Below are 17459 nucleotides of genomic sequence, written 5' to 3'. Positions count from 1 at the left end.
GAATGATCTGGATTTATTTGCTGATCCTCGTCGCCTTGAGTGCGGCCGCCTTCTTGGGCGGACGCACGTTGGCGCGTCTTCGTGCGATCGGCGCTAAGCCCCATTCCCGCCCCGGCCAGCACGGCGCCTATGCCCTGATCTGGGTTGCCGCGCCGGCTCTTCTGGTTCTGATCCTGGCCTCGGTTTTCGCCGCCCCGCTTCAGCGTCAGTTGACCGCTGTCGGTACGCCTGATGCGGTCGCGGCGCTGGAGCCGTTCCGCCGCGACGCCTTCTTCGCCGACGCCCACCGCGTGGGTCGCGGAGAGGCCGCGCTCCAGATTTGGGAACGCCCGCTGGCCGAACAGCTGCCGGTCGAGGCGCGCCGCATGGTTCGCATTGAACGCACTCTGTCGTGGGGCGGCGGTGTCGCCGCCATCCTGGCCGCCATCCTGGGCGGCCTGTTCGCCCTGACGCAGATCAAGCCTCAGACGCGCGCCCGCAATCGGGTCGAGGGCTGGATCTACGGCGCCCTGTTCGTCTGCTCGGCCATCGCCGTCCTGACGACCCTAGGCATCATCGCCTCCCTGGCCTTCGACAGCTTCCGCTTCTTCCAGAAGGTGCCGGTTCTCGACTTCCTGTTTGGCACCCAATGGAGCCCTCAGATCGCCATCCGCGCCGATCAGGTCGGGTCCTCGGGCGCCTTCGGGGCCGTGCCGCTGTTCGCCGGCACCCTGCTGATCATGGTCATCGCCATGTGCGTCGCTGCGCCGATCGGCCTGCTGTCGGCCATCTATCTGTCGGAATACGCCGGCCGCACGACCCGCGCGGTGATCAAGCCGCTGCTGGAGATCCTCGCCGGCGTGCCGACCGTCGTTTACGGCTTCTTCGCCGCCCTGACCGTCGGGCCGTTGCTGAGGGTCTTCTTCAACGAGATCGGCCTCTTCCTGATCGGCGGACCGCTGGACGGGCTCGGCCAATACCTGGCTCTGGTTCAGAACCAGATGGCCCTGACGGCGGGCGCGGTGATGGGCATCATGCTGATCCCGTTCGTGTCGTCCCTGTCCGACGACATTCTGAACGCCGTGCCTCAGTCGCTGCGTGACGGCTCGTTCGCCATGGGCGCGACCAAGTCCGAGACGGTGAAGCGGGTTCTTCTGCCCGCCGCGCTGCCGGGCATCGCCGGCGCCTTGCTGCTAGCCGTGTCGCGCGCCATTGGCGAGACCATGATCGTGACCATGGCCGCGGGCCTGGCCGCCAACCTGACCTTCAACCCGCTGGACACCGTCACCACCGTCACCGTGCAGATCGTGACCCTGCTGACCGGCGACCAGGAGTTCAACAGCGCCAAGACCCTGTCCGCCTTCGGCCTGGGCCTGACCCTGTTCCTGGTCACCCTGATGCTGAACATCATCGCCCACCGGATCGTGCAGACCTATCGGGAACAATATGACTGACGCGACCCCCGATCAGATCGACGGCGCGGCCGCCAAGGGACGTCTCGACCGCCTGCGGGCCGGTCTGAAGCGTCGTCATGCCAAGGAAACGCGTTTCAAATGGTATGGCCGCCTGGCCATCGCCGCCGCCATGCTGTTCCTGGCCGTGCTGCTGGTCCGCATCGTCGAGCAGGGCCACACCGCCTTCTACACCCACACCGTCACCGTGCCGGTCTTCATGGACCCGGCGCGCGTGGACCGCGCCTATCCGCAGGGCTCCAACTTCGAGCAACTGGCCGCCGAGCAGCAGCTGGCCCGCATGGGCATTCAGGACGACGCGGCGGGGACCAAAGCCGCGCAGATGAAGCGGTTGTTCTCGTCGGAGCTGAAGTTCGTCGCCGCTGACCTGGTCGCCAAGCGCAGCGAGGTCATCGGCGAGACCGTGCCCCTGGCCGTGCCGCTGTCCGACGACGCCGATCTGTATCTGAAAGGCGAAATCTCCAGGGACACGCCCGAGGATCAGCGCCGCCTGACCGACCAGCAGATCGCCTGGCTGGACCGGATGCAGACCGAAGGCGTGATCGGCTCGCACTTCAACACCGCCCTGTTCACCAACGGCGATTCGACGCAGCCGGAACTGGCGGGCGTCTTGGGCGCCGTCGTCGGTTCGGCCCTGATGCTGATGGTCACGGCCCTGATCGCCATTCCGCTGGGCGTCGGCGCGGCCATCTGGCTGGAAGAGTTCGCGCCCAAGAACAAGCTGACCGACATCATCGAGGTCAACATCAACAACCTCGCGGCCGTGCCGTCGATCGTTTACGGCCTCTTGGGTCTGGCCCTGTTCATCAACTGGATGCATCTGCCGCGCGCCAGTCCGATCGTCGGCGGTCTGGTGCTGGCGCTGATGGCCCTGCCGACCCTGGTCATCGCCACCCGTTCGGCGCTGAAAGCCGTGCCCCCGTCGATCCGCGAGGCCGCCTTGGCCATGGGCGCATCCAAGACCCAGACGGTGTTCAGCCACGTCCTGCCGCTCGCCATGCCCGGCGTCATGACCGGCGCCATCATCTCGATGGCTCACGCCCTGGGCGAGACCGCGCCGCTGCTGCTGATCGGCATGGTCAGCTTCGTGCCGGGCGTGCCGCACGCCATCGACCAGCCTGTCGGCGCGCTGCCCTCGCTGATCTACATCTGGGAGAACGCCTCGGAGCGGGCCTTCCACGAACGCACCGCTGCGGCGATCATCGTCCTGCTGGTCTTCATGATCATCATGAACGCGGCGGCCATTATCCTGAGGCGGCGCTTCGAGCGTCGGTGGTAAGAGAATGAAATTCCGTATTTTCCGCTCCGCCGAGGACCAAACCGGCGCCGGCTCGGTCGATCCGACCGAAGCGCCGCGCATGGGCGGTCAGGTCCTGCCCGAGATCGCCCCGTCCAAGAGCGCAGCCGCTGAACCGCGTGTCGAGGACGCTACGCCCCGGTCGGGCCCCGCCGTGGTCGACAGCCCGCCCGTCGGTCCGATCAAGATCGCCGCGCGCGACGTCTCGGTCTTCTATGAGGGCAAACAGGCGCTCTACGACGTCTCGTTGGATATTCCAGACAAGACCGTCACGGCCCTGATCGGCCCGTCGGGCTGCGGCAAGTCCACCTTCCTGCGGACCATGAACCGCATGAACGACACCATCGCCGGGGCCAAGGTCACGGGCCGCATCGCCATGGACGGCGAGGACATCAACGACCGCTCCATCGACCCGGTGCTTCTGCGCGCCCGCGTCGGCATGGTGTTCCAGCGTCCGAACCCCTTCCCGAAATCGATCTACGAAAACGTCGCCTACGGACCCAAGATCCACGGCCTGGTGTCGTCCAAAGCCGAGATGGACGAGGTCGTTGAAAAGGCGCTGAAGCGCGCCGGCCTGTGGGAAGAGGTCGCCGACCGCCTGCAATCGTCGGCCATGGGACTTTCGGGCGGTCAGCAGCAGCGTCTGGTCATCGCCCGCGCCATCGCCGTGAACCCCGAAGTCATCCTGATGGACGAGCCCTGCTCGGCGCTGGACCCCATCGCCACGGCGCGGATCGAGGAGCTGATCGACGAACTGCGCGAGCGGTTCTGCATCGTCATCGTCACCCACTCGATGGCCCAGGCCGCGCGTGTGTCGCAACGCACCGCCTTCTTCCACATGGGCCGTCTGGTCGAGACCGGGGACACGGAAGACATCTTCCAGAATCCGCGCGAACGGCGCACGCTCGACTACATCACGGGACGCTTCGGCTAATCCGATGAACCAGCACACCGTCAAAGCCTATGGCGACGAACTGAACCAGATCACGGCCGAGATCGCCCGCATGGGCGGCTTGGCCGAGGCCCAGGTTGCGGACGCCATCGATTCCGTCGCCCGGCGCGATATCGCTCTGGCCCGCGCCGTGGTCGAACGCGATCTGAAGTTGGACGCCCTTCACCGCGATATCGAGAAGAAGGCGATCCGCCTGATCGCCTTGCGCCAGCCGGTCGCTAGCGACCTGCGCCGCACCCTGGGCGCCATGAAGATCGCCACCGATCTGGAGCGCACAGGCGACCTGGCCAAGAACATCGCCAAGCGCGCGTTGATCCTGGCCGAAGCCCAACCGATGCAGCCCCTGACCCGTTCGATCGAGCGGATGGGACGGCTGGTCTCGACCCGCCTGCGCGACGTGCTGGATGCCTATACGGCCTCGGAACTCGATCGCGCCGTCGCCGTCTGGCAGACCGACGACGAGGTCGACGAGCACTACAACGCCCTGTTCCGCGAATTGCTGACCTACATGATGGGCGATCCGCGCACGATCGGCGCCTGTACCCATCTGCTCTTCATGGCCAAGAACCTGGAGCGGATCGGCGACCACGCGACCAACATCGCCGAAACCGTCCACTACGAGATCACGGGCGAAGACATCGTGGGCGAACGCCCACGCGCCCAGCCCACGGCTGAGGATTCCGATCCGACGCCGAACCTTTCGACGCACTGACCCGAGACCGGAGACCCGACGTGCAGCCCTATATCCTTGTGATGGAAGACGAGGACGCGCTGGCGACCCTTCTTCAGTACAATCTCGAAAAGGAAGGCTACGACGTCGCCGTCGCCGCCGACGGCGAGGAGGGCATGCTCCAGATCGACGAGCGTCTGCCCGATCTGGTTTTGCTGGACTGGATGCTGCCCAAGCTGTCGGGCATCGAGGTCTGCCGTCGCATTCGCGGCAAGGCCGAGACCCGCAACCTGCCGATCATCATGCTGACGGCGCGCGGCGAGGAGAGCGACCGGGTTCGCGGTCTGGACACCGGCGCCGACGACTATCTGACCAAGCCCTTTTCGATGGTCGAGTTGATCGCGCGCATCCGCGCCGTCCTGCGCCGCATTCGTCCGGGCCTGGCCGACGACCGCCTGAACCACGGCGACATCGTCGTCGATCGCGTCTCGCACCGGGTGAAGCGCAACGGCAAGGAGGTCCATCTGGGCCCGACCGAGTTCCGCTTGCTGGACCACTTCATGCAGCACCCCGGGCGGGTGTTCAGCCGCGAGCAGCTGCTGGACGCCGTCTGGGGCTCGGACGTCTATGTCGAGGCCCGCACCGTCGACGTTCACGTCGGGCGCCTGCGCAAAGCCCTGGCCATCGCCGACGAAAGTGCCAACCCCATCCGCACGGTCCGCTCGGCGGGCTATTCGCTGGATCTGGAAGGCTAAAACGAGAAGGGCGGCTCTCGGAGCCGCCCTTTGCAATTCAAATCTGCTCTGCGACCACTTCGTTGGGGTCCAGCGCATAGACCGTGGCGCAGTATTCGCAGGTGACGCGGATCTTGCCGTCGTCCTCCAACATGTCGGCGCGCTCGGCGGGATCGAACGAGGCCAGGACCGAGGCGATCCGTTCGCGCGAGCAACGGCAAACGGCCGTCAGTTCTCGCGCGCCCTCCAGCCGCACGCCGTCTTCGTGGAAAAGGCGGAACAGCAGGGTTTCGGGCGAGATCGTCGGATCGACCAGCTCGTCATCGCCCAGCGTGCCGAACAGGGCCCGCGTGCGGTCCCAGACCTCTTCGGTCGAACCGCGGGCCTCGTCGCCGGCGATGATCTGGATCATCGCCCCGCCGGCGCGCCACTGCGATCCGGCCTCGGTCTGAACCTGGCCGACGGCCAGGCGCACCTTGGTCGGCACCTGTTCCGACTGCTGGAAATAGTGTTCGGCGGCCAGCGACAGGCTCTCGCCTTCGATCGGCGTGATCCCTTGGGTGCGCTCAAAATCCGGGCCGCGATCCAGCGTCATGATGAAGACGCCCTGGCCCAGCAGCGAGCGGGCGCCGGGCCGGGCGAACCCCTGCGACGCTTCGGCCACCTCAGCCTCGTCGTAGCGGCAATAGCCGCGCAGCGAGCCGTCGGTGCCATAGTCTGCGACGACATAGCGCACGGGGCCGTCGCCCTGGGCCTGGACCAGCAGGCGACCCTCGAACTTCAGGCTGGAGCCGATCAGGGCCGCCAAGGCGCAGGCCTCGCCCAACAGGGCGGCGACCGGCTCCGGATAGGCGTGGGCGGCCAGGATCTTGTCGATGGTCGCGCCCAGGCGAACCAGGCGACCGCGCACGGGCCAGCCTTCGATCTGGAAGGCGGCGGCCAGATCGTCGGAAACGGGAATGTTGGGCGCGTGATCGGTCACGGCGAGGTCCTTTGGGGCGTCATTTGGGGATCGCGGCTATGTAGGCGCCCGTAAGCGACTTGATAAGGGGGCTAATCCGCTGGGGCTGGGGCGGGCGACGGAACCGATTTCGGCGCGGATCGCTCTTTTGGCTCAAGCGGAGCCGTCGCTCCGTTCATGACGCCAATAACTGGAAGAGGTTCCGCCGATGATCCGCGACATCGATCCGATTGAAGAGATTCGCAAACACCCCGGCATCACCGCCGGCAGCCTCCTCGCGGTCGCGCTCGGCGCTGTCGCCGTCGTCTATCTGACGCAACGCAGTGGCCCCACCCGTTACCAGCGCATCAAGTCGCGCATCGACCCGCGCGGCTGGGTCGATAAGTCCGAACTGCGCGACCGTTTCCACGACGCCGTCGACGCCTTCCGCCACCGCGCCGAGGATGTGGGTGAACGCGCCGGAGCCCTTTCGCGCGACGCCCGCCACCGCGCCGCAGACAGCGCCTACGATTTCCGCGACCGCGCCGACGACTGGTTCCGTTCGGCCCGCAAGGACGGCAAGAAGGCATTGAAGAAGCATGGCAAGACGGCGCGCCGCTATGCCGACGACGCCAGTCAGTATGCGCGCGACCATGCCCGCGAAGGCGGCGCGCTGCTGGCGGTGGCGACCATCGCCGCAGCCGTCGGCGCAGCCGTGCTCGAAAGCCGTCGTCCCGACAGTCACGTGCGTCGTATCGCGCGCTTCTGACATTTTCGTGCCGCCCGCTCGGTGAAAATCGCGACGGGTGGCAAACTTTTAGCGCATCTGCCCACAGTGAGCAGCATCGCTCGGCTTTGCCGCAGGCGCGAAGGCCGCTAAGACGCCGCCCATGAGCGCGCGACCCACCCTGATCTTCGACTTCGATTCGACCCTGGTCGATTTCGAGACCCTTGAGGGGTTGGCCGACATCGCCTTGGCGGAAGCGCCCGGCGCAGTCGAAACCCGCACCCAGATCGCCGCCCTGACGGATCAGGCCATGGCCGGAGAGATCGAGTTCGGCGAGGCTTTGCGCCGCCGGCTGGCGCTGCTGCCGCTGACCCGCGCCCATGTCGCCGCACTTGCCCAGAGCGCGTCGGACCACCTGACGGCGTCGGTGCGACGCAACCTGAACTTCTTCCAGCAGAACAAGGGCAAGGTCGTCATCCTCTCCGGCGGCTTCCGCGAGGTGATTGCGCCCGTCGCCGAAGAGCTGGGCGTCTCTGCTGATCGCGTGTTGTGCAATGACCTGATCTATGACGCCGACGACCGCGTGGTGGGCGTGGACGACGCCAACCCCTTGTCGCACGCCAACGGCAAGCCGACCGCCATTCACGGCCTGAACCTGTCCGGTCGCGTCGTCATGGTGGGCGACGGCTGGAACGACGCTGAGGTCAAGATCGCGGGCGCCGCCGACGCCTTCTACGCCTTCACCGAGGTCGTGCGCCGCCCGCCGGTGGTCCAGGTCGCCGACGCCGAGGCCGCGTCGCTCGACGAGGTATTGCATGCCGAGGGCCTTGTCGGCCGCTGGTCCTTCCCGCGCAGCCGAATGAAGATGTTGCTCCTGGAAAACATCCACCCCGCCGCCGTGGAGCGGCTGGAAGAGGCGGGCTATTCGGTCGAAACCCAGAAGGGGGCGCTGGACGAGGACGATCTGATCGCGGCCATCAAGGGCGTCCATGTCCTGGGCATCCGTTCCAAGACCACGGTCAGCCGCCGCGTGCTGGAACAGGCCGATCGCCTGATGGCCGTCGCGGCCTTCTGCATCGGCACCAACCAGATCGACCTGGACGCGGCCTCGGATCACGGGGTGGCGGTGTTCAACGCCCCCTATTCGAACACTCGCTCGGTGGTCGAACTGGCCATCGGCCTGATGATCGTCCTGATGCGCGACGTGGCGGACAAGTCGGCGGCCATGCACGTCGGCAAGTGGAACAAGTCCGCCACCGGCTCAAAGGAACTGCGCGGCAAGACCCTGGGCATCGTCGGCTACGGCGCGATCGGCAGCCAGTTGTCGGTCCTGGCCGAAAACCTGGGCATGCGGGTGCTGTTCTATGACCTGTCGGAGCGCCTGGCCCTGGGCAATGCGCGCCGCATGCGCTCGCTGGACGCGCTTCTGGCCGAAAGCGACGTGGTCACCCTGCATGTCGATGGCCGCAAGGAGAACGCCAACATCTTCGGTGCGGCCCAGTTTGGCCGAATGAAGGAAGGCGCGTTGTTCCTGAACCTGGCGCGCGGCCATGTGGTCGATGTCGGCGCCCTGTCCCAGGCGATTGGCTCGGGCCGGGTCGCCGGCGCCGCCGTCGATGTCTTCCCCGAAGAGCCGCGCACCAACGCCGACCCCTTCGAGAGCCCGCTTCAGGGCCTGCCCAACATGATCCTGACGCCGCACATCGGCGGCTCGACCGAAGAAGCGCAGGAGGCCATCGCCGAGTTCGCGGCCGAACGCCTGCTCGGCTATCTGAACCGGGGCGACACCACGTTCAGCGTCAACCTGCCCAACGTCCAGCTTTCCGAAGTTTCGGGCGCGCACCGCATCCTGCACATCCACAGGAACCAGCCGGGCGTGCTGGCCGAACTGAACCGCGCCCTGGCGTCGGCGGGCCTGAACATCCTGGGCCAGCATCTGAAAACGGACGAGCGCACGGGCTATGTCATCACCGATGTGGACCGCGACTACGACCCGGAGGCGCTGCGCGAACTCAAGACGGTGCCGGGCACGCTGAAGTTCCGCACGTTGCAGTGATACGTCGCTCGCAAATATCTTCTCAAAGCTGACCTCGCGGCATCTTGCGCTCTGCGTGAACTGGCGCATCCTCACGTCGAACGGCCGCGCAACGACGGCTGCGGGAGGAATTTCATGTCACGCTTCATCACCGGCGGCGCCGTCGCCGCTCTGGCGCTCGCCGCCTGCGCCTTTGCCGGCTCGGCCTCGGCCCAGACCTACAACCGTCTCGTCGTCTTCGGCGACAGCCTCAGCGACAACGGCAACCTGTTTCTGATCTCGGGCGGGACCCAGCCGCCGTCGCCGCCCTATGCGCGCCGCTTCTCGAACGGTCCGACCTTCGTCGAACTGCTGGGCTTCAACGCCGCCAACTTCAACGGCTCGGTCACGGGCAGCATCAACTACGCCTTCGGCGGCTCGCGCACCGACGCCTCGGCCGGCGTGCCGTTCGGCATGCTGAACCAGCTGTCGCGCTACACCGCCGCGGGCGGCCGATTCAGCTCGACGGATCTGGTCAGCGTCCTGGGCGGCGCCAACGACATCTTCCAGGGTCTGCCCGCAGCCGGCGCTTCCGCCAGCCCGGTCGCCGCCATCACCCCGGTCGCAACCACGGCCGCCGCCAACATCAACAGCCTGGTCAACACCGTGGCGGGCGCGGGGGCCGGGACCATCCTGGTCACCAACCTGCCCAAGCTCAGCCTGACGCCTCAGTTCCGCGGCACGACCGCCGCGCCCCTGGCCGACTTCGCCGTCACCACCTTCAACACAGCGCTTCAGACCAATCTGACCGCCACGGCCGCCGCCCGCCCAGGCAGCAACATCATCATGATGGACCTGTTCAAGATCGGTGACACCCTGGCCGGCAATCCGGGCCTATTCGGCATCACCAACATCACCCAGCCCTGCTTCAACGGCGTGACGGTCTGCACGAACCCGGACAGCTACTTCTACTTCGACGGCGTGCACCCGACCGCGGCGGGCCATCGGATCATCGCCCAGCTGGCGACCGACTACCTCTACTATGGCGACATCGGCGCTCAATCGACCTTGCAGGGCGAGACGGCCTATCGTCACCGCGAGGACGCCTTGGACGCCGCCGGCGAGGCCCTGTCGGGTCGCCAGCCGTGGGAGGCCGGCGTGTCCGTCATAACTTCGGCCCTGGTCGACAGCGTCGACACCGACGCGCGCGGCTCGGTCAGCAGCTCGTCGAGCGACGGCTGGGGCGCCCGTATCGCGCTTGAGGCCGGCCCTTCGGCCAACTGGCGCTTCGGTCTGGCCGGCACGGCGCGCAACACCGACGTCGAAAGCCAGGCGCTGCAGTTCAACGTCGAAAGCTTCGGCCTGGACGTCTATGGCGGCTGGCGCTCGGGCGATGTCTTCGTCAACGCCGCCGTCGGCGTGGCGCGCGACAACATCGACGACATCGAACGCACCACCAGCCTGGCGCCGATCGTCCACACCGCCGAAACCCGCGCGCTCAGCAGCGGCGCGCGTCTGCAAGGCGGCATGTGGTTGGACATGGGCGGCGTCGCCCTGTCGCCCCGCGCGGCCCTGGCCTACGTGTCCAGCGACGTGGACGGCTATTACGAACAGGGCGTCGGCGCCCAGTATCAGTACGGCGATCGCACTGTGAAGGCCTTGACAGGCGAGGTCGCCCTGCGCGCCGAAGCGGAAATGGGCGGGTTCGGCCTGTTCGCCGAAGGGGGCTACCGCGACGCCCTGGACGACAGCTCCGATCCGGTGCGCGTCGGTCTCTACAACAACCCGGCTCAGGTGCTGTCGCGCGAGATCGACGATCCGTTCGGCGGCCAGTTCCTGGCCTCGGCCGGCGTCGAGGGTTCGCTCGGCCCGGTCAAGGTGACGGTCGGCTATCGCGGCCGCTTCGGCGACCACGCCGACAGCCACATGGGCGGCATTCAGCTGAAACTGCCGCTTTAAGCGGCAGGAGCGGGAAGGGGCCTCAGCGCCCCATCTTCCTCACCCACATGGCGGCGTCGGCCTCGGTCAGCCAGACCTCGGCGTCGGTATGGCCGTCCCAGGCGCGCACCCCGAAAGAGCCGCCCAGTTCAGTCTTCTGGCCGTCCCAGACGAAGCCTTCGGTCTTGAGCGCCTCGGCCAGCTGACGCGCCTTGGCCCGGCCCTCTTCATAGCCCGCGTGCAACATCAGCAGGGCGAACTCGTCCCCGCCCAGCCGGCCCACCGCATCCGACTCGCGCAGATTGGCCAGGAACAGCTCGGCCACCGCGACCAGGGCTGCATCGCCGGCGGCATGGCCCAGGCTGTCGTTGACGCTCTTGAACCCGTCCATGTCCAGATACAGCAGCACCGCCGGCACCCCGTGCCGCTGACAATAGGCCATGGTCCGTTGCATCGCCGTGATGAAGCCGCGCCGGTTCAGGGCGGGCGTCAGCACATCATGGTCGGCGGCGGCCTCGGCGGCCGCGGCGCGCGTCTTCCACGCTTCCAGCTCGACGCGCAGGCGCGCGATCTCGGCGGTCAGGTCGTGTTCGGCCACGTCGGTCACGGCGCAGGGTTGGCTCCGAAGGCGCGACTCAGTCTGCGTCGCGCGGTCGAACGATGGTAGAGCGTGATCCGCTGACATTGAAGGCCGACATTACGGGCCGACGCGGCTGAAATCACGGTGTTGCGGTTGCGGGCGTCACCCGCGTGCTGTAACCGGCGCCTTTCCGCGAGGGGCCTTGCAGACATGGCGACTTCCGAAACCCCGGTGGCGATCATCATGGGCAGCCGGTCCGACTGGCCGACCATGAAGCTGGCCGCCGATCGCCTGGATCAACTGGGCGTCGCCTGGGACGCCAAGGTCGTCAGCGCCCACCGCACGCCCAAACGCCTGGTCGATTTCGCCACGGGCGCCAAGGCTGCCGGATACAAGGTCATCATCGCCGGAGCAGGGGGCGCCGCCCATCTGCCAGGCATGGCCGCCTCCATGACCGAACTGCCGGTGCTGGGCGTGCCGGTCCAGTCCAAGGCGCTGAAGGGCATGGATAGCCTTCTGTCGATCGTTCAGATGCCGGCCGGCGTTCCGGTCGCCACCCTGGCCATCGGCGAGGCGGGGGCGGCCAACGCCGGCATCCTGGCCGCCCAGATCCTGGCCCTGTCGGACGAGGGCTTGGCCGGACGCCTGGCCGCCTTCCGCGCCGCCCAGACCGAATCCGTCGCAGAAACCGTCGAGGACTGAGTGCCTGATCTTCCGCTTCCCCCCGGTTCGACCCTCGGCATCATCGGCGGAGGCCAACTGGGCCGGATGCTGAGCCAGGCCGCCTCGCGCCTGGGCTTCGACGTCGTGATCTTGGACCCCGAGGCCGACAGCCCGGCCGGCCGGGTTTCGGCGCGCCAGATCGTCGCCGCCTATGACGACCCAAAGGCCCTGTCGGCGCTGGGCCGCGCCGCAGACGTCGTCACCTTCGAGTTCGAGAACGTGCCGGCCGAATCCATCGAGCGTCTGGCCGAAGCCGGCGCCCTCGTCGCGCCGGGACCGACCGCGCTTCGCGTGTCGCAGGACCGGGTGGACGAAAAGACCTTCCTGAACGCCGTCGGCGCCCCGACGATCGCCTTCGCCGTCGTGGACACGCTGGACGATCTGGTCGTCGGCCTGACCGAACTGGGCCTGCCCGCCCTCCTGAAGACCCGTCGCGAAGGCTATGACGGCAAGGGCCAAGTCTGGATCCACGCCATCGAGGACGCGCCCGCCGCCTTGGAAAGCCTGGGCGGTCGTCCGGCCATCCTGGAGGCCAAGGCGACCTTCGTGCGCGAACTGTCGGTCATCGCTGCCCGCGACTGGGACGGCCATATGGCGGTCTATCCGCTGGGCGAGAACCGGCACGAAGGCGGCGTTCTGCGCACCACCCTGGCCCCCGCCGCCGTGGACGAGAAAACCCAAGTTCGCGCCCGCGCCATCGCCGAGGCGATCCTGGACGGGCTGGACTACGTCGGCGTTCTGGGCGTCGAACTGTTCGACCTCGGAGACGACGTGCTTCTGGTCAACGAGATCGCTCCGCGCGTTCACAACACCGGCCACTGGACCCAGGACGGCTGCGTCTGCGACCAGTTCGAACAGCATATCCGCGCCGTCGCCGGCTGGCCGCTCGGCCCCACGACGGCCCACGCCCGCATCGAAATGACAAACCTGCTGGGCGACGAAGTCGAGGACTGGCGCAAGCTGTCGGCCAAGTCCGACGAACGCCTGCACCTCTACGGCAAGGCCGAGGCCCGCCCCGGCCGCAAGATGGCGCATGTGAATCGGGTGTTGGGCGCCAGCTGATATTTGAGTTGCACTGAACGCAACTTACGTCATGCTCGAACCATGTCGTTGTCGCTGATGCTGTCACTCGCGCTTCTGCTGATCACCTCCGGTACTGGAGTAATCGGCGCGCTCGGTCCCCGTCGATCGTCACGTTTCAGCGCGCTCGGCGTATCCGTGGCTGCAGCTGCTGTGGCCTTGATTGTCGCCGGTGTAGACCTTGGCGGACGCTTGGGAAAAGACGCCGCAGAGCGTGACAATCGATCTGCAATCACCAGGAGCGTCTGACCATGAACACCCCAGCGTTTCTGTTTCCGATGGCATTGTCGCTGATCAGTTCGTCAGCGGCTGTCGACGGCGCGCGCGGAGACCAAAGAGCTTCAGACGGAGCTGGCCGCTCACGCGTGCTGGCAGGCGCAATCCTTGGCGTTGCAGTTTTTATCCTAGGCGTCGGAGTTTACCAACTTGGACACCAATCCGGTCGCGATCAGGCGTTGCGCGACAATCGCGCCGAGCTTCGTTCCGCAAAGGTCTAAGCTTTTGCTTCGGCGCACCGCACGACATTGAGCGTGCCATTGGGAATCGGTTGGCTTTTGACCCAGCATATGGCGGGCTTTTCTCGCGACGGCGCCTCTTGATAGAAGAGCACTCCCAGTAGGGTCGATCCCGCCAAAACGCCGATGCCGCTCAAGGCAACCATCTTACGCATCTCGCCATCTCCATTCGGCGCGATGGTCGCATGAGTTGCGCTTGTCGACAATCTGGGCATGTTTACCCTATACCCGCGCCCCATACCGCATGCGGCTCAGCGCATCGCTGACTTTTCGGAACGGCGCGTCGAAGTCCTTGCCCGCCTTCCACTTCTCGAAGGCCATGACGTTTTCGATCCGGCGGGCGACGAAGGCCTCCGCCGCTTCGCGTCCGTCGAACCAGCGCAGGGTCAGGGCGGGAATCAGGATGCCCGACAGGATCGTCCGCTTCGAATAGTGATTCCAGTCGGTCGCCTCGTCCCCGGCCCAGCGCCACAGATGATCCGCGCTCTCCCAGGCCAGTTTCAGCCCCAGATCGGCGTTGACGGGCAGGGCTAGGAAGGCGGCGCAGCGACGCGTGGCCTCCAGATCCGCGGCGCCGGCCTCCATCCGCTCGGACACGGCGCGGGCAATTCGCTCGCGAATCTTCAGCGACTTGGCGTCGATTTCACCTAGAGCCGCCAGCGCTCGCGCATCGTGGCGGCGCGACAGCAGGGCTGCCAGATCGCGCGCGCCGTTGGGCAGCAGCAGTTCCTCGTCGCCCTGTGACAGGCCGCACGCCTCGCAGGCCTCGCGCACCAGACGCGCATTCCAACCCAGCGCGGGCGCGCGGGCGATGGCGGCGTCCAGCACGGTCTGTTCGGTCCGGTCGGCCCAGTCTGTCGTCTCGGTCATAAGGGCGATCATACGCCGGTCGTCATGGCGTTTCGAGCCTTGAAGAATGGTCGCGACGATCTGGACAGAAGGGGGCGGCTCGTGTATCAGCGCGCCTTCATCCGAAAGCCCGGCTGTCGGAAGACGATTTTATTTTGTTCGCCCGTCTCCCTCACAGGACGCGGCGGGCGGCCAAAGGAGAGTTTAACCTGGTTCAGATTTTCGTTCGCGACAACAACGTCGACCAAGCGCTCAAAGCCTTGAAGAAGAAGATGCAGCGCGAGGGCAGCTTCCGTGAAATGAAGCGCCACGTGCACTTCGAGAAGCCCTCGGAAAAGCGCGCCCGTCAAAAGGCCGAAGCCATCCGTCGCGCCCGCAAGCTGGCGCGCAAGCGCATGCAGCGCGAGGGCCTGCTGCCCGCGCCGAAGCCGCGCGTTCCCGGCGGTCGTTAAGACCCCGGCGAAAGCCGAAAGATTTAAGGCCGCTTCCTTCGGGAAGCGGCCTTTTTCTTTGCGTTTCGTTTCTGCGGAGCGTTGTGCAGGACTCTTGAAGTCCCACAGAAGAAGCGCCGCGCCACCTCCCCATCGCGACGCGACAGGGAGGAGACAACCGTGCCGCCTACGCCTGCCCGGTGATCGCCCGGCCGAAGCTCTTCCAGCTCAGCTTTACATCCGACAGCGCGCCGGCGCGGAACGCCCGCCCGGCGATCCACACCATGAAGGCGGCGGTCGCGAACATGCCGATCAGCGTCAGAACCACCTCCACCAGCGGCGGATCGCTGGGCGCGCGCGCGCTCATCAGGAAGGGGGTGAAGAACGGGATCCAGGACAGAACCTTGACCACAGGCGCATCCGGGCTGGTCAGGGCCATCTGCATCACCAGGATCGGCACGACCAGGATCATCATGATCGGCCCCATCAGGGTCTGGGCGTCGCGCGGCGTCTCGCAGAAGGCGCCGATGGCCGCAAACAGCACCGCATACATCAGGTAGCCGCCGACCATATAGGCGATGAAATAGAAGATCAGGCCGTCGTGCAGCAGAACTTGTCCGACCGTCGCCGCCGTCTCGGGCGAGGCCGAAATCAGGGTGAAGGCCCCGATCCCGCCCCAGACCCCCATGACCGTCAGGGTCAGCAGCGCCACGCCCAGCACCTTGCCCGTCAGGATTTCGGTCGCCGAGGCTGAGGACAGCAGCACCTCCAGAATCTTGTTCGACTTCTCCTCCATCACGCTGTTCAGCAGGATGGAGGCCCCTGTGATGACCAGCGACCACAAGAGGAAGCCGACGCCCAGGCCGATGAAGGACGGGATCCGGTCACGCATCGACACCTCGCCCCCGCTGGCCGCGCTGGGCGAAAAGGACTTCACCTCGGGTCGGAAGGTCTGAACCTCCTGCGCCACGGCCGGGGCGACCCCGGCGGCGGTCAGAAGTTCGGTGCGTCGGGCATCACGCAGGGCATTTCGGACGAAGCCGGAAACGTCGTTGTCGGTGGCGCGCGCGGTCCAGACCTGGGCGGCGGGCTTGCCATCCGTGCGGCTCAGGAAGACTACGGCGTCGAGGCGCCTGGCCTTCGAGGTCTGTTTGTCCAGCGCCTTGCGGATCGCCTCGTCACGGGCCGGGCCGACGGCGTCGGCGATGGCGGGCGGCGCGTCAACCAGACGGATCTTGGGGCCGGTGATGGAGGCGACGGCGCGCCCGGCGCCCGCCTGTCCCTTTTCGGCGGCTTCGCGCAGGCGGTTGTTCTGACGGTCCACATCGGCTTGCAACGAGGCGCGCACGGCGGCGGCTAGACCCGTCGCATTGGGGCCTTCCTCGATCACCGCCACCGATTTGATCGGCTCGGAGGCCTTGATCAGCGCCGGAATGCCGCCGCCCAGCACGGCGAACAGCGGGAAGGCCAGAAGCGACAGCCAGAAGCCGACGGTCTTGGCGTAGGCGACATATTCGCGTCGCGCGATCAGCAGGGTGCGGTTCATCGGACAGCCTCCACGGATGCGACGGGTTGGTCGGGATGGTCGCCGGTCAGGCCGATGAAGGCGTCGTGCAGCGTCGGCTCCTTCAGTGCGAAGCCGCGCACGTCCAGGCCGTCTAGGAAAGCCGTCTTCAACGTGTCCTGACCCCCGGCGCCGGGCGCCAGGGCGATCTTCAGACGACGCACACCGTTCACCTCGGACAGGGTCTCGACGCCCGCCACGCCGGGCAGGGCGGCGGCGGCGTCCGCGCTGATCGCGCCGTCCAGATTTAGGAAGCGCGGCGAGGTGGCCTTGGCCTGGTCCACCGTCCCCTCGAACGCCTTCTTGCCACGCGCCAGCAGCACGACCTTGTCGCACAGCCGCTCGGCATGCTGCATCACGTGGGTGGAGAACAGCACCGTAGCCCCGTTCGCGGCCAGCCCGCGAATCATCGCTTCCAGGCCCTGCTGGTTCATCGGGTCCAGACCGGAGAAGGGCTCGTCCAGGATGACGAACTCGGGATGGTGCACGACCGAGGCGATCAGCTGCACCTTCTGCGCCATCCCCTTGGACAGCTCCTTCATCTTCTTTTTCTGCGCCTCGCCGAGCCCCTGCTGCTCCAGCAGGGTCTTGGCGCGCTTGCGGCCTTCGGCGACCGGCAGGCCTTTCAGCGCGCCGAAGAAGGCGATGGCCTCGACCGGCGTCATCTTTTTATAGAGGCCGCGTTCCTCGGGCAGGAAACCGATCCGGTCGCGCACCTTACGCCCGTCGTCGGCGCCCAGGATTTCGATCCGTCCCGACGTCGCTGGCTGCAACCCCAGGATCATTCGCAGGGTCGAGGTTTTGCCCGCCCCGTTCGGTCCCAGAAAGCCGCAGATCGACCCCTTCTCGACCTGAAAACTCAGATCGCGCACGGCGTGGAAATCGCCGTACCGCTTGTTCACCCCATCCAGCGTCAACGCCGCCATGTCGCCTCCCAAATCCCTGTCGTCAGCCTAGAATCCGACGACAGGGGACGCCAGCGACTTCGGCGCAG

At 66.7% G+C, this 17459-nt stretch carries 17 protein-coding genes; 11 read left to right on the top strand and 6 right to left on the bottom strand.

The window, feature by feature from the left end; genetic code table 11:
- Window positions 1-2 precede the first annotated feature (2 nt).
- The 5 genes from pstC to phoB are packed head-to-tail and all read left to right on the top strand — an operon-like array spanning window position 3 to window position 5125.
- The gene (pstC, locus tag A4249_RS08990; protein ID WP_066552076.1) at window positions 3-1433 is read left to right on the top strand and encodes a phosphate ABC transporter permease subunit PstC; all 1431 of its coding nucleotides are present in this window, start codon (window positions 3-5) and stop codon (window positions 1431-1433) included.
- On the top strand, window positions 1426-2730 hold the full coding sequence (gene pstA, locus A4249_RS08985) for a phosphate ABC transporter permease PstA (RefSeq protein ID WP_066552074.1): 1305 nt from the start codon (window positions 1426-1428) through the stop codon (window positions 2728-2730). Before pstC ends, pstA begins: the two co-directional genes overlap by 8 nt.
- Window positions 2731-2734: 4 nt before the next feature.
- A complete protein-coding gene (gene pstB / locus A4249_RS08980; protein ID WP_066552072.1) occupies window positions 2735-3682 on the top strand; it encodes a phosphate ABC transporter ATP-binding protein PstB in 948 nt (315 codons plus the stop codon).
- Between the two features lie 4 nt (window positions 3683-3686).
- Entirely contained in the window at window positions 3687-4412 is a 726-nt protein-coding gene (gene phoU / locus A4249_RS08975) for a phosphate signaling complex protein PhoU (protein ID WP_017505976.1), read from the top strand.
- A gap of 20 nt (window positions 4413-4432) precedes the next feature.
- The gene (gene phoB / locus A4249_RS08970; RefSeq protein WP_017505977.1) at window positions 4433-5125 is read left to right on the top strand and encodes a phosphate regulon transcriptional regulator PhoB; all 693 of its coding nucleotides are present in this window, start codon (window positions 4433-4435) and stop codon (window positions 5123-5125) included.
- Window positions 5126-5162: 37 nt separating this feature from the next.
- Here the strand turns inward: phoB and A4249_RS08965 are convergent, their stop codons facing one another.
- Window positions 5163-6086 (bottom strand): Hsp33 family molecular chaperone, encoded by a 924-nt coding sequence (locus tag A4249_RS08965; RefSeq protein WP_066552071.1) that lies wholly within the window; start codon window positions 6084-6086, stop codon window positions 5163-5165.
- A 187-nt stretch (window positions 6087-6273) separates the two neighbouring features.
- Here A4249_RS08965 and A4249_RS08960 point away from each other — a divergent pair, with 187 nt between their 5' ends.
- The 3 genes from A4249_RS08960 (at window position 6274) to A4249_RS08950 (ending at window position 10744) form a co-directional block, all read left to right on the top strand.
- On the top strand, window positions 6274-6813 hold the full coding sequence (locus A4249_RS08960) for a hypothetical protein (protein WP_066552069.1): 540 nt from the start codon (window positions 6274-6276) through the stop codon (window positions 6811-6813).
- A 121-nt stretch (window positions 6814-6934) separates the two neighbouring features.
- Entirely contained in the window at window positions 6935-8827 is a 1893-nt protein-coding gene (gene serA, locus A4249_RS17175; protein ID WP_066552068.1) for a phosphoglycerate dehydrogenase, read from the top strand.
- A 114-nt stretch (window positions 8828-8941) separates the two neighbouring features.
- The gene (locus tag A4249_RS08950) at window positions 8942-10744 is read left to right on the top strand and encodes an autotransporter domain-containing protein (RefSeq protein ID WP_066552066.1); all 1803 of its coding nucleotides are present in this window, start codon (window positions 8942-8944) and stop codon (window positions 10742-10744) included.
- A 22-nt stretch (window positions 10745-10766) separates the two neighbouring features.
- Here the strand turns inward: A4249_RS08950 and A4249_RS08945 are convergent, their stop codons facing one another.
- Window positions 10767-11330, bottom strand: coding sequence for a GGDEF domain-containing protein (locus A4249_RS08945; protein WP_066552065.1), 564 nt, complete (start codon window positions 11328-11330; stop codon window positions 10767-10769).
- A gap of 183 nt (window positions 11331-11513) precedes the next feature.
- Here A4249_RS08945 and purE point away from each other — a divergent pair, with 183 nt between their 5' ends.
- Both purE and A4249_RS08935 read left to right on the top strand, forming a co-directional pair.
- Entirely contained in the window at window positions 11514-12005 is a 492-nt protein-coding gene (gene purE, locus A4249_RS08940; RefSeq protein WP_055804233.1) for a 5-(carboxyamino)imidazole ribonucleotide mutase, read from the top strand.
- Window positions 12006-13088 carry a 5-(carboxyamino)imidazole ribonucleotide synthase gene (locus A4249_RS08935; protein WP_066552063.1) on the top strand — a complete coding sequence of 361 codons (1083 nt, stop codon included), beginning with the start codon at window positions 12006-12008 and terminating at the stop codon, window positions 13086-13088.
- 511 nt (window positions 13089-13599) lie between these two features.
- Here A4249_RS08935 and A4249_RS16620 read toward each other — a convergent pair.
- Window positions 13600-13776 (bottom strand): hypothetical protein, encoded by a 177-nt coding sequence (locus A4249_RS16620; protein WP_156494682.1) that lies wholly within the window; start codon window positions 13774-13776, stop codon window positions 13600-13602.
- 67 nt (window positions 13777-13843) lie between these two features.
- Window positions 13844-14491, bottom strand: a complete 648-nt coding sequence (locus tag A4249_RS08930; RefSeq protein ID WP_045810502.1) for a COQ9 family protein — start codon at window positions 14489-14491, stop codon at window positions 13844-13846.
- A 188-nt stretch (window positions 14492-14679) separates the two neighbouring features.
- On the opposite strand from A4249_RS08930, the gene rpsU reads away from it, so the two are divergent.
- Window positions 14680-14922, top strand: coding sequence for a 30S ribosomal protein S21 (gene rpsU, locus A4249_RS08925; RefSeq protein ID WP_026108547.1), 243 nt, complete (start codon window positions 14680-14682; stop codon window positions 14920-14922).
- A 166-nt stretch (window positions 14923-15088) separates the two neighbouring features.
- Here the strand turns inward: rpsU and A4249_RS08920 are convergent, their stop codons facing one another.
- Together A4249_RS08920 and A4249_RS08915 are read right to left on the bottom strand one after the other, a co-directional pair.
- Window positions 15089-16447, bottom strand: a complete 1359-nt coding sequence (locus A4249_RS08920) for an ABC transporter permease (protein ID WP_066552061.1) — start codon at window positions 16445-16447, stop codon at window positions 15089-15091.
- Window positions 16444-17391: an ABC transporter ATP-binding protein gene (locus A4249_RS08915; protein WP_066552059.1), complete on the bottom strand. Its 948-nt coding sequence runs from the start codon at window positions 17389-17391 to the stop codon at window positions 16444-16446. Before A4249_RS08915 ends, A4249_RS08920 begins: the two co-directional genes overlap by 4 nt.
- Window positions 17392-17459: the final 68 nt, after the last annotated feature.

The organism is Brevundimonas sp. GW460-12-10-14-LB2, assembly GCF_001636925.1.
Classification (GTDB): Bacteria; Pseudomonadota; Alphaproteobacteria; order Caulobacterales; family Caulobacteraceae; genus Brevundimonas; species Brevundimonas vesicularis.
Note: the sequence above shows the minus strand (reverse complement) of the source record. Positions and strands in the feature narration are given on the sequence as shown.

Coding starts and splice junctions, on each gene's coding strand:
- A4249_RS08915 (WP_066552059.1), bottom strand. CDS start 17,391: ATGGCGGCGTTGACGCTGGATGGGGTGAACAAGCGGTACGGCGATTTC.
- pstA (WP_066552074.1), top strand. CDS start 1,426: ATGACTGACGCGACCCCCGATCAGATCGACGGCGCGGCCGCCAAGGGA.
- pstC (WP_066552076.1), top strand. CDS start 3: ATGATCTGGATTTATTTGCTGATCCTCGTCGCCTTGAGTGCGGCCGCC.
- A4249_RS08920 (WP_066552061.1), bottom strand. CDS start 16,447: ATGAACCGCACCCTGCTGATCGCGCGACGCGAATATGTCGCCTACGCC.
- A4249_RS08950 (WP_066552066.1), top strand. CDS start 8,942: ATGTCACGCTTCATCACCGGCGGCGCCGTCGCCGCTCTGGCGCTCGCC.
- serA (WP_066552068.1), top strand. CDS start 6,935: ATGAGCGCGCGACCCACCCTGATCTTCGACTTCGATTCGACCCTGGTC.
- phoU (WP_017505976.1), top strand. CDS start 3,687: ATGAACCAGCACACCGTCAAAGCCTATGGCGACGAACTGAACCAGATC.
- A4249_RS08930 (WP_045810502.1), bottom strand. CDS start 14,491: ATGACCGAGACGACAGACTGGGCCGACCGGACCGAACAGACCGTGCTG.
- purE (WP_055804233.1), top strand. CDS start 11,514: ATGGCGACTTCCGAAACCCCGGTGGCGATCATCATGGGCAGCCGGTCC.
- A4249_RS16620 (WP_156494682.1), bottom strand. CDS start 13,776: ATGCGTAAGATGGTTGCCTTGAGCGGCATCGGCGTTTTGGCGGGATCG.
- A4249_RS08960 (WP_066552069.1), top strand. CDS start 6,274: ATGATCCGCGACATCGATCCGATTGAAGAGATTCGCAAACACCCCGGC.
- pstB (WP_066552072.1), top strand. CDS start 2,735: ATGAAATTCCGTATTTTCCGCTCCGCCGAGGACCAAACCGGCGCCGGC.